The sequence below is a fragment of the Streptomyces sp. NPDC111802 genome, from assembly GCF_055634335.1.
This window is the reverse complement of record NZ_JBVKCZ010000001.1, coordinates 181,117-195,111: the sequence shown is the minus strand read 5'-3', so window position 1 is coordinate 195,111 and position 13,995 is coordinate 181,117. Positions and strand designations below refer to the sequence as shown.

11 protein-coding genes are annotated in these 13,995 nt (G+C 68.7%); 4 read left to right on the top strand and 7 right to left on the bottom strand.

Annotated elements, in window-relative coordinates; translation table 11 throughout:
• Nucleotides 1–57 precede the first annotated feature (57 nt).
• Complete coding sequence (locus ACZ7NC_RS00925) at nucleotides 58–2,223, top strand: RecQ family ATP-dependent DNA helicase (RefSeq protein ID WP_471483733.1); 2,166 nt, start codon at nucleotides 58–60, stop codon at nucleotides 2,221–2,223.
• Between the two features lie 309 nt (nucleotides 2,224–2,532).
• A complete protein-coding gene (locus tag ACZ7NC_RS00920; RefSeq protein ID WP_471483731.1) occupies nucleotides 2,533–3,168 on the top strand; it encodes a hypothetical protein in 636 nt (211 codons plus the stop codon).
• Between the two features lie 353 nt (nucleotides 3,169–3,521).
• Here ACZ7NC_RS00920 and ACZ7NC_RS00915 read toward each other — a convergent pair whose 3' ends face one another.
• The 3 genes from ACZ7NC_RS00915 to ACZ7NC_RS00905 all read right to left on the bottom strand — a co-directional run bounded on the left by ACZ7NC_RS00915 (nucleotide 3,522) and on the right by ACZ7NC_RS00905 (nucleotide 5,639).
• On the bottom strand, nucleotides 3,522–4,163 hold the full coding sequence (locus tag ACZ7NC_RS00915) for a hypothetical protein (RefSeq protein ID WP_471483729.1): 642 nt from the start codon (nucleotides 4,161–4,163) through the stop codon (nucleotides 3,522–3,524).
• Nucleotides 4,164–4,231: 68 nt separating this feature from the next.
• Entirely contained in the window at nucleotides 4,232–4,933 is a 702-nt protein-coding gene (locus ACZ7NC_RS00910; protein ID WP_471483728.1) for a ribonuclease HII, read from the bottom strand.
• Between the two features lie 82 nt (nucleotides 4,934–5,015).
• Nucleotides 5,016–5,639 (bottom strand): TetR/AcrR family transcriptional regulator, encoded by a 624-nt coding sequence (locus ACZ7NC_RS00905; RefSeq protein WP_471483726.1) that lies wholly within the window; start codon nucleotides 5,637–5,639, stop codon nucleotides 5,016–5,018.
• A gap of 185 nt (nucleotides 5,640–5,824) precedes the next feature.
• On the opposite strand from ACZ7NC_RS00905, the gene ACZ7NC_RS00900 reads away from it, so the two are divergent.
• Entirely contained in the window at nucleotides 5,825–7,372 is a 1,548-nt protein-coding gene (locus ACZ7NC_RS00900) for an MFS transporter (protein ID WP_471483725.1), read from the top strand.
• Between the two features lie 422 nt (nucleotides 7,373–7,794).
• On the opposite strand, the gene ACZ7NC_RS00895 is transcribed toward ACZ7NC_RS00900, so the two are convergent.
• From ACZ7NC_RS00895 to ACZ7NC_RS00885, 3 genes are all read right to left on the bottom strand, one after another.
• Nucleotides 7,795–8,700, bottom strand: coding sequence for an ADP-ribosylglycohydrolase family protein (locus tag ACZ7NC_RS00895; RefSeq protein WP_471483724.1), 906 nt, complete (start codon nucleotides 8,698–8,700; stop codon nucleotides 7,795–7,797).
• Between the two features lie 12 nt (nucleotides 8,701–8,712).
• The gene (locus ACZ7NC_RS00890) at nucleotides 8,713–9,372 is read right to left on the bottom strand and encodes a histidine phosphatase family protein (RefSeq protein WP_471483722.1); all 660 of its coding nucleotides are present in this window, start codon (nucleotides 9,370–9,372) and stop codon (nucleotides 8,713–8,715) included.
• Nucleotides 9,373–9,491: 119 nt separating this feature from the next.
• Nucleotides 9,492–10,097 (bottom strand): YdbC family protein, encoded by a 606-nt coding sequence (locus ACZ7NC_RS00885; RefSeq protein WP_471483720.1) that lies wholly within the window; start codon nucleotides 10,095–10,097, stop codon nucleotides 9,492–9,494.
• Between the two features lie 156 nt (nucleotides 10,098–10,253).
• On the opposite strand from ACZ7NC_RS00885, the gene ACZ7NC_RS00880 reads away from it, so the two are divergent.
• Nucleotides 10,254–10,787, top strand: coding sequence for a TerD family protein (locus ACZ7NC_RS00880; protein WP_471483719.1), 534 nt, complete (start codon nucleotides 10,254–10,256; stop codon nucleotides 10,785–10,787).
• Nucleotides 10,788–10,936: 149 nt separating this feature from the next.
• Here ACZ7NC_RS00880 and ACZ7NC_RS00875 read toward each other — a convergent pair whose 3' ends face one another.
• The gene (locus ACZ7NC_RS00875) at nucleotides 10,937–13,831 is read right to left on the bottom strand and encodes a vitamin B12-dependent ribonucleotide reductase (protein WP_471483718.1); all 2,895 of its coding nucleotides are present in this window, start codon (nucleotides 13,829–13,831) and stop codon (nucleotides 10,937–10,939) included.
• Nucleotides 13,832–13,995: the final 164 nt, after the last annotated feature.

The following is a 13,995-nucleotide window of genomic DNA, read 5'->3' as shown; positions in this document are numbered from 1 at the left end:
GACCGCAGCTTCTCCTCCATCCCCCGTCTGTCAGTCCCGTCCTGTTGTATGGAACCCATGGAGCACACGAGCAACGCGGATCTACGGACGGCGGCCGACGCGGTCCTCGCCCGCCTCGTCGGGGACACCACGGGCACTGCCCGGCTGCGCGAGGACCAGTGGCGGGCGATCGAGGCACTGGTCGCCGACAGACGCCGTGCCCTCGTCGTGCAGCGCACGGGATGGGGCAAGTCCGCGGTCTACTTCGTGGCCACGTCCCTGCTGCGGTCCCGTGGCAGTGGCCCCACCGTGATCGTCTCCCCTCTGCTCGCGCTCATGCGCAACCAGGTCGAGGCCGCGGCCCGGGCCGGCATCCATGCGCGGACCATCAACTCCTCCAACACCGAGGAGTGGGACACGATTCAGAGCGAGATCGTCTCGGGCGACGTCGACGTGCTGCTCGTCTCACCAGAGCGCCTGAACAACCCCGACTTCCGCGACCAGGTGCTGCCCAAGCTGGCCGCGGCGACCGGACTTCTCGTGGTGGACGAGGCGCATTGCATCTCGGACTGGGGTCACGACTTCCGGCCGGACTACCGCAGGCTGCGCACGATGCTCTCCGATCTCCCACCCGGAGTGCCCGTGCTGGCGACCACGGCCACCGCCAACGCCCGTGTGACCGCCGACGTCGCCGAACAGCTCGGCACGGGTGGCAGCTCCGACGCCCTGGTGCTGCGCGGTCCACTGGACCGGGACAGCCTGAGCCTGAGCGTTCTGCGTCTGCCGGACGCCGCACACCGGATGGCCTGGCTCGCCGACCATCTCGACGACCTGCCGGGCTCGGGGATCATCTACACGCTCACGGTGGCCGCCGCCGAGGAGGTCACGGCCTTCCTGCGGCAGCGCGGACACACGGTCGCTTCCTATACCGGCAAGACGGAGAACGCCGACCGCCAGCAGGCCGAGGACGACCTGCTCGGCAACAGGGTCAAGGCGCTGATCGCCACCTCCGCGCTCGGCATGGGCTTCGACAAGCCCGACCTCGGCTTTGTGGTGCATCTCGGTTCGCCCTCCTCCCCCATCGCCTACTACCAGCAGGTCGGTCGCGCCGGACGCGGCGTCGAGCACGCCGAGGTGCTGCTCCTTCCCGGACAGGAGGACGAGGCGATCTGGCAGTACTTCGCCTCACTCGCCTTCCCCTCGGAGGACCTGGTGCGCCGCACCCTCGACGTCCTCGCGCGGTCGGACAAAGCCCTGTCGCTGCCCGCCCTTGAGCCCCTGGTCGAGCTGCGCCGGTCTCGGCTGGAGACCATGCTCAAGGTCCTGGACGTGGACGGGGCCGTGCGGCGGGTCAAGGGCGGCTGGATCGCCACCGGGCAGCCATGGGTGTACGAGGCCGAGCGGTACGACTGGGTCGCCCGGCAGCGCAGGACCGAGCAGCAGGCGATGCGCGATTACGCCTCGACGACGGGCTGCCGGATGGAGTTCCTCCAGCGTCAGCTCGACGACGAGGGGGCCAAGCCCTGCGGTCGCTGCGACAACTGCGCGGGCGCCCGCTTCACCGCCGACACGTCCACGACCGCCCTGGACGCCGCGCGCGACGACCTCGGCCGGGCGGGGGTCGAGGTGGAGCCGCGCCGCGTGTGGCCGACCGGTCTTCCGGCGATCGGCGTCGACCTCAAGGGACGTATCCCCGTCGGCGAACAGGCTGCGCCGGGCAGGGCGTTGGGGCGCCTGTCCGACATCGGCTGGGGCAACCGGCTGCGACCGATGCTCGCGCCACACGCCCCGGACGGACCCGTGCCCGACGACGTGGCGAACGCGGTCGTAGGTGTCCTGGTCGACTGGGCCAAGGGCCCCGGCGGCTGGGCCTCCGGTGCGCAGGACGCCTCACCGCGCCCGGTCGGCGTGGTCACGATTGCCTCACGCACCCGGCCGCAACTGATCAACTCGCTGAGCGCGCGCATCGCGGATATCGGCAGACTCCCTCTGCTGGGTTCCCTGGAATACACCGAGGACGCGACCCCGGTCTCCCGTAGCAACAGTGCGCAGCGACTCAAGGCCCTCGACGGCGCGCTGATCGTGCCCCCCACCCTCGCCTCAGCGCTCGCCGAGGCCCAGGGGCCCGTACTGCTGGTGGACGACTTCACCGAGACCGGCTGGACTCTCGCCGTCGCGGCGCGCATGCTCCGCCGAGCAGGGGCACAGGGGGTGATGCCTTTGGTTCTGGCCATGCAGGGTTGATCGCGACCGGCACGGATTCGGCACGGATTCCTCCGCGGCCCTGGACGTACGTCCGCATCAAGACCCAGAACCTGGTTGTGGACGTCGCCGCACGCATCCCAAAGTCATGCGCCGGGTAGGGATATAACCCGCGCACCAGCAGATATCGGTCGGTGGCCCCAATTGCTCGTTGCCGCATCCAGGTTCGACAGGAAGAATTGGAGTCCGCTCCCCGCGCGGCTCGTCCGTGATCCGGAAGGGCTCTGCTGCGGTGCGCGCCCCCGAATCCGACCTCGCCCGCAGTATGGGCGCGTAGCCGAAGGGAGGACCGTGACCTTCGGATTCGCTCCGTCCTCCGCGGCATCCATGTCGACGTCAGCCGACCTGTCCGCCGCATCCGCCAACCCCCTGGCCCGCATGCTCGAACCCGCGGAGTGGGCAGCGGCCGGCATCCCGCTGCTGCGCAATCCCCGCGAGGTCGTCAGCGGACTGCACTCACGGCACCATCCCAAGCCGGCGACCGCGATCGTCGCGGTGCTCGACTCGGACGAACGGCTGTGCGCGAGTGCCTCGTTCACCCGCCGACCGGCCCCGGCCGACGGTTGGATGTTCCGCAATGCGCTGCTCGCCCAGTTGCGCCGAGTCATCCCGCACGACCTGCGGCGCCGCACCCCGGTGCGCACCGCCGTGCTGCTCTACTGCCGTGACGGCGACGCCCGTTGGACGGAGGAGGACGGCGCCTGGATGTGGGGCCTGCGTGACGCCTGCACCCTGCACGGCCTGCGCTGCGGCGCCTACATCACGCTGACCAGTGACGGCTGGCAGGTCCTCGGCGAGGGACGCGGCGGCCGCCGGCCCAACGCCGACTCGACGCCGGAGCCCTTCGCCACGTCCGAGTCACCCCTGCCCCTGCCCCGCACCGGCGGCGCGGCCTCAGAGGTCCTCCGGCGCGCGGCTGCTCGCTGAGAGCACGGCCATCCGCTCAGGGCACGGACACGCACCGACGGCACAGCCGCAGAACCCCGACCGACACCACACTCGCGCCGCACGGCGCCTGCGATACGACGGCCGAGTTACGACGACCAGGACTGGCCGGTGCCGCAGCAGTCCCGACGATCATCCGCCGCACAGGAACCGCGGCCCGACCCGACGAGGCCGCCGAACGACGTTCCCCGCTCGTGCGCTCACACTCGTGCGCTCAAACTCGTCCGCGCACGCCGAAGGCCTCGCCGTGCGGAGCCGCCGCCTCAGCGGCGTCTCATCCCCCGCTGTCCCCCGGCATGCCCCGCGGAACGTCCCCCGGACGAACCGGAACCGGATCAGACGCTCGCGCCCAGCACCGAGTTGATCCGCTGCGGGTCACCGCAGACGATCAGCAGGGCACCGGCCAGGCCGAGAGCCAGAGGCAGGGCGCCGGCAGCAGCGGTGTCGGGACCGCCGTTGACGGCCACCACGACCACGGGTCGCGCGGCGGCGCGGCTCGCGACGGAGGCGTCGGCGTAGAACACGTCGTCGCCCGAGTCGTGCTGCGCCCAGTAGGAGGTTTCACCGAAGGACAGCTCGTGGGTGGCCCACGGATGCTGCTCGCCGGTGGTGATCACCAGCACCTCGCCGGGGGCACGACCCGAGTCCAGAAGCAGGTCGACGGCTTCCTCGGCAGCGTCGAGCGCGCCTTCGGGCGAGGCCGGGATCAACTGGATCTGCGGAGTCGCCGACGCCGGAGCGGGGGCGGCGGAAGCAGGGGGGCCCGACGGTCCGGGCTTGGCCACGGCCGCATCACGCGGCGTACGTTGCACCGGCGGCGCGGGCCGCACGGGCCCGGGTCGGCCGGGACGCGACGGAGCCGCGGGGCGCGGGCCGGGTACGGGGCGAGGGGTCGGCGCGGTGCGGCCGGTGGCCGGAGTGGCGCGGGGACCCTGGGCACTCTCGTGAATCTGAGGCTCCTCGGGAATGAGAGGCATGAGCTGATGTTTATCAAACGCTGGTACGGCTCGCGTCGGCGGGTGGCACACGAGTGCGAACGGAATGGTCAGAAGTCGAAGCCGAGCTGTCCCTCGATCTCCGGAACCCTTCCGTCCACCCACGTGCGGACCTTCTTGAGGTGCCGCCACTGGGGCAGCGCATCAAGATACGCCCACGACAACCGGTGGTACGGGGTGGGTCCCCGCTCCGCCAGTGCGGCCTTGTGCACGGGCGACGGATACCCGGCGTTGTCCGCAAAACCGAAGTCTGCATGGTCGATACCCAGTTCGGCCATCATTTTGTCGCGCTGAACCTTGGCGATCACCGAGGCCGCCGCGACCGCCACGCATGACTGGTCGCCCTTGATCACCGTACGGACCCTCCAGGGAGTCCCGAGATAGTCGTGCTTCCCGTCGAGGATCACGGCGTCGGGGCGGACCGGCAGGGCTTCCAACGCGCGCCCCGCGGCAAGCCGCAGCGCGGCGGTCATCCCCCGCTCGTCGATCTCCTCCGGTGAAGCGTGCCCGAGGGCGTACGACGTCACCCACTTCCGCAGCACCTCGGCGAGTTCGTTGCGCCGTTTGATGGTGAGCAGCTTGGAGTCCGTGAGGCCTTCGGGAGGCCGGCGTAGTCCGGTCACCGCCGCGCAGACGGTGACGGGGCCGGCCCACGCACCGCGCCCCACCTCGTCGACACCGGCAATGATCTTCGCTCCGGTCGTGGCTCGCAGGGAGCGCTCGACGGTGTGAGTAGGGGGTTCGTACGGCATGGCTTCCTTAGCCTACGCCGCCCGAAACGCGCTCCGACACCCTGGTTCGCCGAAGCGGCCTCCGGGGCGATGCGGTGATGCGTCAGCCACCGGTCGGCCGGAGCAGCGGAAGCATCAACTGGTCGATCATCTCCTCAAGATCCCGATCGTTCCATTCGCTTGCGCACATCTTTGATCGGTACATCATCATCGCCGGAATGGCGTCGAAGACATAGCCGTTCGCCGCGTCACCCCGCACCTCTCCCCGTCCAATTCCACGGGTGATGACCTCTCGGAGCAGCCTGATCGTCGGCTCTACGACACCGTCGAAGATCACAGCATGGAAGCGCTCAGCCTGAATACTGTCGCATTCGTGAATCACCGACCGTAGGGCGAATCCAGGGCGGGAGTACATCGCCTCACGCGCCTGCCGACACAGTTCGAGCAGGTCCTCGCGCACACTTCCGAGGTCGGGGGCCGACTCGAAGCGCGGCAATCCCGCGCGCAGCGCATCGGCGACGAGATCCTCCTTGGACGGCCAGCGGCGATAGACGGCGGCTTTACCGGTCTGCGCACCGGCGGCGACGCCTTCCATGGTGAGGCCGTTCCAGCCGACGGTGCTGAGTTGTTCCAGGGCGGCATCGAGGATCGCGTGTTCCAGCACGGCGCCGCGCCGACGGAGGGAGGCCGCCTGAGCGGGGGCGGCCGTCCAGCGCGAGGTAACCATCTGAGCGTCTCCAACGAACAAGGGAAGGGGAATTCCGGGGACTTGGGACCACCGCACGGCAACTACAGGGGACAGGCCGCGCGACAATAATGCAAGTGAACGCTTGCGTTCACTAATGGGGACTCACTACGGTTGACGCGACAGTGAACGCGAGCGTTCACTACGGCACTTGTGGGGGACCCATAGTGACAACCTCTCAGTTGATCAAGGATCAAAAGCCAGGTGCGGCCCGCCGGGAGGGGCATCCCGGCATCGCGCTCGCAGTCATCGCGGCCTGCCAACTCATGGTGGTACTCGACGCGACGATTGTGAACATCGCGCTCCCGCACATTCAAGACGCGCTCAAGTTCAGCACGACCGACCTCACCTGGGTCGTCAGCTCCTACACACTCACCTTCGGCGGTCTGCTGCTCCTGGGCGGCCGCGCCGGTGACATCCTGGGACGCCGCCGGGTCTTCATGACCGGCATCCTGCTGTTCACGCTCGCCTCGCTGCTCGGCGGACTCGCCCAGGAACCCTGGCAGTTGCTGACCGCGCGCGTGCTCCAGGGCATGGGTGGCGCCATCGCCTCGCCCACCTCGCTGGCACTCATCACCACCACATTTCCCGAAGGCCCCGAACGCAACCGCGCGTTCGGCGTCTTCGCAGCGGTCTCCGCGGGCGGTGGCGCCATCGGCCTGCTCGCGGGCGGCATGCTCACCGAGTGGCTCGACTGGCGATGGGTGCTCTTCGTCAACGTGCCCATAGGCATCGTCATAGCCCTTCTCACGCCGCTGTACATCAGCGAGTCCCAACGGCACAGCGGCCGTTTCGACATAGCAGGCGCACTGACCTCGACGGCCGGCATGGCGTCCCTGGTCTACGGCTTCATCCGCGCGGCGGACGAGGGCTGGCGGGACAACCTCACCATCGGGTCCTTCGGCGCCGCGGTGGTCCTTCTGCTGGCCTTCGCGTTCATCGAGTCGCGGGCCAAGGAGCCGATCACCCCGCTCAGGATGTTCGCCGACCGCAACCGCTCTGGCACGTATGTGATCATGCTCAGTCTCGCCGCGGCGATGTTCGGCATGTTCTTCTACATCGTTCTCTTCGTGCAGAACGTGCTGCAGTACAGCCCGATCGAGGCCGGTCTCGCCTTCCTGCCCGTGACGGTCGTGATCGCGCTCGGCGCGGGCCTGTCGCAGCGCTTCCTGCCGGTGCTCGGGCCCAAGCCGTTCATGCTCGTGGGCTCGGCCCTGGCGGCGATCGGGCTGGCCTGGCAGACCCTCATCAGCGCCGACAGCTCGTACGTCGGCGGAGTCCTCGGCCCGATGCTGGTGTTCGGCTTCGGCATGGGTCTGAACTTCGTGACGCTGACAATCACCGCGGTCTCCGGGGTCGCCCAGCACGAGGCCGGTGCCGCGTCCGGGCTTCTCAACGCCACGCAGCAGGTGGGCGGCTCGCTCGGCCTGTCCATCCTGACGACGGTGTTCGGCTCGGCCAGCAAGGACGAGGCGGAGAAGCAGCTGCCGAAGTTCATGACGGAGGGGTCGGCCGAGCAGAAGGTGGAGTTCGCCCAGACGCACCAGCTTCCCGGCCGATGGGGACACGAAGTGCTCACCCAGGGCATCTCGACGGGGTTCGTGGCGGCAGCCGCGATGGCCGCACTCGCGCTGGTCACCGCATGGTTGGTGATCCGGGTCCGCAAGAGCGACTTGGATGCTCTCGCCGGGACGGCCGGTCCGATGGCCGGCTGACCTGGCCGGGCCCGCGAAGGGCCGCGGATGGCCGGACCGAGCCCGGGGGACCGACGGCGAGGACGACGAGCCGGCCATCCGCACCACCCTCACGGCGACCGCTGGCGGGCCAACCCCGATGGCGCGGGCGAGCAGAAGTCCACCCCACGCGGCGGTCGCCACGATCAGCAGCACGCCCTGCATCGACACATACCCCATGGCTCCACCACCCCCCTCTCCTACGCCCCTCGTGTGTCACCTGTGCATGCGGCCCGGCGATCGCACACCAACTGCCACGACAACGCACCGGTGGTCACGCAGAGTTCCCGGGATGCACGGAAAGTTATCGAGGATCCTGGCCCGGCAGAGGAAACCGGGCAAGGCTGCCGGCCCCGGCAGAGGCAACTGGTGAGAAGTGACCCCGACAGGGCAGCGGAACCCCGCTACGCCGACGTCGGCACCCACCCCGGCAGCGCCTCGGTCCGCTCCACCCACTCGGTCGGCACCGCCCCGGCCTTCCCCGAGCCGATCACGCCGCCCACGATGGCGCACGTGGTGTCGACGTCGCCGCCGACCTGTGCGGTCGTCCAGAAGGCCTGCTCGTAGTCGCCCAGCGCCCGTGCGGCCGACCAGAGCGCGAAGGGCACCGTGTCATGGGCCGTCGTGCGCCGTCCGCAGCCCAGCACGGCCGCGACGGTGGCCGCGTCGCCGTAGTCCAGCATGTCCCGGGCGCGGCGCAGGCCCGCTCCGACCGCGCTCTTCGGGATCAGCGCGACGACGTCGTCGAGAAGGGCCTCGGGGCTGGGCGGGCCTCCGGGGGCGGCGGCCAGCGCGGCAGCCGCGGCGACAGCCATGGCGCCGACCACGGCCTCGCGGTGCTGATGCGTGGGGTAGGCCGAGATCTCGGCCTGGTGGGTCGCCTGCTCTGGATCGTCCGCGTACCAGGCGCCGAGGGGTGCGATCCGCATCGCGGCGCCGTTGCCCCAGGACCCTTGTCCCTTGAAGAGCGCGGCCGACAGCTCGCGCCAGTCCCCGCCCTCCCGGATCAGGCGCAGTAGCCGGTTGACCGCGGGGCCGTAGCCGCGGTCAAAGTCGTGGTGCTCAGCGAAGGAGCGGGCCAGAGCGTCCTGGTCGATGCGGTGGTGGGCGGCCAGGACCGCGACCACGGAGCCGGCCATCTCGGTGTCGTCCGTCCACTGCCACGGGCCGGACGGCAGTTCACGGCGCTTGAGCAGCGGGTAGTTCACCGGCACGAAGAACTGAGAGCCGAGCGCATCCCCCACGGCGAGTCCGCGCAGGCTGGCCAGGGCGCGGTCCAAGCGCCCTTCGGGTGAGGAGTCAGCGGTCATCGCTCTGCCACTCTATCCGGTGATCCCGTACGGTTCCGGCTCTCGCCAGCGCTCGAACGGCCGGTCAAGCGCGTACTTGCCGTCGTCTCCGAGAACGAGCATCCGCATCTCGGCGTTCCCCGGGTTCGACAGCGACTCGAATTCGGCGACGGTCCAGTGGAACCAGCGCATACAGAACAGCCGCATCGCCAGACCGTGGGTCACCAGCAGTACGTTCGGCGGGTGGTCGGGCGCCTCGAAACTACGGAACAGGCTCTCCAGGAAGCCCCCGACCCGGTCGTACACGTCGGCGCCGGATTCGCCCTGGGCGAAGCGGTAGAAGAAGTGGCCGTAGGCGTCCCGGTAAGACTTCTGCAGGCGTACGTCGCCGCGGTCCTGCCAGTTCCCCCAGTCCTGCTCCCGCAGACGGGGCTCCTCACGCACCCGTATGAGCTCGGGGTCCAGGTGGAAGGCACGCAGTGTCTCGTGCGTACGGCGGTAGGGCGAGACGTACACGCTGACGCGCTCGCGGCCGAACACTTCCCGTAGCCCTTTGCCGGTCTCCTCTGCCTGCCGCCAGCCCCGCTCGGTCAGGGCGAGGGCGTGGTCGGGCTCACGCTCGTAAACGGTGTCATCAACATTGCCCGTTGACTCCCCGTGCCGGACAAGGACGATGCGCCGTGGTCGTGCCATGCCAAAACCCTAGATCGGCCGACGGCCTATCGAGCACTCAGACGGGCTCCATACGGCGTAGGTCACACATTTCCTGCACCGTCAGCCACATTGAGCCGCACGCGTAACGGGTCCGGAAATCAAACCGTCCAGGTGGCTTCGAGCTCTACGATGGCACCCGTAAGGGCCGCGACGTCCGCCTCCGTCTGGGCTCGCAGCGCCAGCCGCTCCACCCGCTCGGTGCGGTACTTGCCGTGTTCCGCGGCCGACTGCCACATCGACAGCACCAGGAACTCATGACCCGGTGCCTCGCCGAACAGTCCGCGGACCATACCGGGAGAACCGGCCATCGCGGGGTTCCAGACCTTCTCCTGCATGAGCGTGAAGTGCTCGGCCCGTTCCTCATGGACACGACAGTGGGCCACCCGGACGAGGTCCGCTTCGGTGAAGCGAGGCTCGAAGCCGGTCTTCACGTCGAAGCGGTAGTCGAAGAGCTTGACCTGCATGTCCTTGTAGGTGCCCGACTGGGCGGCCGCCAGTCTGTCGTGGGAGCGCGCCATGAAGGAGTCGTAGAAGGAACGGCTCTCCCAGAACGAGAAGATGTGGGCCACCCCCTGCCGCCCCCGGCTCCAGCCACCCCCCTGCCCCCGAAATCCCGGCTCCCCCAGAAGCCCCGCCCATTTTCGCTGCCCCCGCTCGAAGCCGCGGCGGTCCACCACGGTGCAGCGAATCCACTTGACCAGCACCGCGCCATGGTAAGGCCACGGAGCGTGGCGTCGGTCACGCTCGACCGGAGTGCTCCCCGGCGCACGATCCCGCGCGCGTGGCAGGATGGACAATCGGCCTTGTCCGCTGGGCAGTTCGGCCTGAGGGCAGACTTGTTACGGGGAAGGGGAAGCCTGATGAACGCCATCAACAAGGGAATCCGCAAAGTCGAGATCTCAGTCAAGTGGGATCCGAGTCCGGCCGGACAGCCGCCCACCGATTTGGACATAGTCGCCGCGACCTACCTGGCCAGCGATCCCTACGGGGATCCCGCCTACGTGGTGCACTTCGACAGCCGCTCTCCCGACGGCACCATCTACCTCAACCGGGACAGCAAGGACGGCAAGGGCTTCGGCTGGGACGAGGTGCTGACCGTGGAGCTCGACCGGCTCGACGACCGGTACGCGCGCGTGCTTGTCGGAGTCGTGATCCAGCAGCGCCCCGCGCAGCGCACATTCGTCAGCGTGATCAAGCCGGCCCTGCGCATCCGCGAGGGCTACACCGTCCTGGCCGAGGACGACTTCGGCGGTGTCCTCGGGTCGACGGCGGCCACGGTCGCGGAGTTCGTACATGAGGGTTCGAGCACGTGGGAGTTCCGTTCCGGAATCCACGGTTTCGAGGACGATCCGGCGACATTCACGGCGGCCATGGGCCGGGCACGCCGGCCCTGAGAGTCGCACGCGCGCGTGGGGACGTCCCACGCGCGTGCGGGGGCGTACAGCGATGAGGGGCGCCGACATGTGGTCGGCGCCCCTCATCTTTGTGGAGCCTGCCGTCAGAGCCCTCCAGGGGCTACCCAACGGTCAGGTCCTGCGCAGCGTCAGCTGCAACCGCTGGTCGAACCGCAGCCCTCGCAGATGTAGCAGGAGCCTGCCCGCTGCATCTTCGTGCCGCAGGAGAAGCACAGCGGGGCGTCGGCCTGGATGCCCAGCTGCATCTCCACCAGTTCGGCGCTGGTGTGGGCCTGCTGCGGAGCGGGCTTGGCCGACACGGCTTCGGCCTTCGGAGTGGCGACGGCCTTCAGCTCCTGGGCACGCGGCGCCGACTGGGCCAGGCCCTCGACGTCGACGTCGTCCTCGTTGGGCTCGTAGGAGCCCGTCTCCAGGTGGCGCTGACGCTCCTCGGCGGAGTGGATGCCGAGCGCGGAGCGCGTCTCGAAGGGCAGGAAGTCCAGCGCCAGGCGGCGGAAGATGTAGTCGACGATCGACTGCGCCATCCGCACGTCCGGGTCGTCCGTCATACCGGCCGGCTCGAAGCGCATGTTCGTGAACTTCGAGACGTACGTCTCCAGCGGCACGCCGTACTGGAGGCCGACGGAGACCGCGATCGAGAACGCGTCCATCATGCCCGCGAGCGTCGAGCCCTGCTTGGACATCTTCAGGAAGACCTCGCCGAGACCGTCGTCCGGGTAGGAGTTGGCGGTCATGTAGCCCTCGGCCCCGCCGACGGTGAAGGACGTCGTGATGCCGGGACGGCCCTTCGGGAGGCGCTTGCGGACCGGGCGGTACTCGACGACCTTCTCGACCGTGTCACGGATGGTGGCCTCGGCCTTCTCCGTGATCTCGGTCTTCTCCTTCTCCTTGGTCTTGGCGGAGAGGGGCTGGCCGACCTTGCAGTTGTCGCGGTAGATGGCGAGCGCCTTGACGCCCAGCTTCCAGGCCTCGAAGTAGATCTCCTCGACCTCCTCGACGGTCGCCGACTCCGGCATGTTGACCGTCTTGGACAGCGCGCCGGAGATCCACGGCTGGATCGCCGCCATCATGCGGACGTGGCCCATCGCGGAGATGGAGCGCTCGCCCATGGCGCAGTCGAACACCTCGTAGTGCTCGTGCTTGAGGCCGGGAGCGTCGACGACATTGCCGTGGTCGGCGATGTGGGCGACGATCGCCTCGATCTGCTCCTCCTGGTAGCCCAGGCGGCGCAGGGCCTGCGGAACGGTGCCGTTGACGATCTGCATCGAGCCACCGCCGACCAGCTTCTTGAACTTCACCAGTGCGAGGTCGGGCTCAAGGCCGGTGGTGTCGCAGGACATCGCGAGACCGATGGTGCCGGTCGGGGCGATGACGGACGCCTGGGAGTTACGGAAACCGTTCTTCTCACCGAGACGCAGTACGTCCTGCCAGGCCTCCGTGGCGGCGGCCCAGATCGGCGTGTCCAGGTCGTCCATGCGGACGGCAACGCCGTTGGCGTCGGCGTGCTGCTTCATGACGCGCAGGTGCGGCTGGGCGTTGCGGGCGTAGCCGTCGTACGCGCCGACGACCGCGGCGAGTTCGGCGGAACGCTTGTACGACGTGCCGGTCATCAGGGAGGTGATGGCGCCGGCGAGGGCGCGACCGCCGTCCGAGTCGTACGCGTGGCCCGTCGCCATCAGCAGGGCGCCGAGGTTGGCGTAGCCGATGCCGAGCTGGCGGAACGCGCGCGTGTTCTCACCGATCTTCTGCGTCGGGAAGTCCGCGAAGCAGATGGAGATGTCCATCGCGGTGATGACGAGCTCGACGACCTTCGCGAAGCGCTCGACGTCGAAGGACTGCTTGCCCTTGCCGTCGTCCTTCAGGAACTTCATCAGGTTCAGCGAGGCGAGGTTGCAGGACGTGTTGTCCAGGTGCATGTACTCGCTGCAGGGGTTCGAGCCGTTGATACGGCCGGACTCCGGGCAGGTGTGCCAGTGGTTGATGGTGTCGTCGTACTGGATGCCCGGGTCGGCGCAGGCCCAGGCGGCCTCGGCCATCTTGCGGAACAGGGCCTTGGCGTCGACCTCTTCGATGACCTCGCCGGTCATCCGCGCGCGGAGGCCGAACTTGCCGCCCTCCTCGACCGCCTTCATGAACTCGTCGTTCACGCGGACGGAGTTGTTGGCGTTCTGGTACTGGACGGACGTGATGTCGTCGCCGCCCAGGTCCATGTCGAAGCCCGCGTCACGCAGGGCGCGGATCTTCTCCTCTTCCTTGACCTTGGTCTCGATGAAGTCCTCGATGTCGGGGTGGTCGACGTCGAGGATGACCATCTTGGCGGCGCGGCGGGTGGCGCCGCCCGACTTGATCGTTCCTGCGGAGGCGTCGGCGCCGCGCATGAAGGAGACCGGACCGGAGGCGTTACCGCCGGAGGACAGCAGCTCCTTGGAGGAGCGGATCCGGGAGAGGTTCAGGCCGGCGCCGGAGCCGCCCTTGAAGATCATGCCCTCTTCCTTGTACCAGTCGAGGATCGACTCCATGGAGTCGTCGACGGCCAGGATGAAGCAGGCGGAGACCTGCTGGGGCTGCTTGGTGCCGACGTTGAACCAGACGGGGCTGTTGAAGCTGAAGATCTGGTGCAGGAGGGCGTACGCCAGCTCGTGCTCGAAGATCTCGGCGTCGGCGGGCGATGCGAAGTACTTGTAGTCCTCGCCGGCCTTCCGATACGTCTTCACGATGCGGTCGATGAGCTGCTTCAGGCTCACCTCGCGCTGCGGGGTGCCGACTGCGCCCCGGAAGTACTTGCTGGTGACGATGTTGACCGCGTTCACCGACCAGAAGTCGGGGAACTCGACGCCGCGCTGCTCGAAGTTGACCGAGCCGTCGCGCCAGTTGGTCATGACGACGTCACGGCGCTCCCAGGCCACCTCGTCGTACGGGTGCACGCCGGGGGTGGTGTGGATGCGCTCGACACGCAGGCCCTTGGTCGCCTTGGTGCCCTTGGCGCGGGAACTCCGTGCCGGACCGCTCGCCGTCTCTGTCATGCCGCCTCCCTGTACGGGCTAAAACGCCCTGAAGTGCCCCGATGTTCCCCGTGGCACGTGTTCTGTCTGGTGCTGCGGGCACCCTCTGATCGCCGCCCGCAGCAGGTCTTCTGTCGCCGCCCTCTCGACCGGATCCCGGGTCTGACAACCGGGTCCGGCCCGCC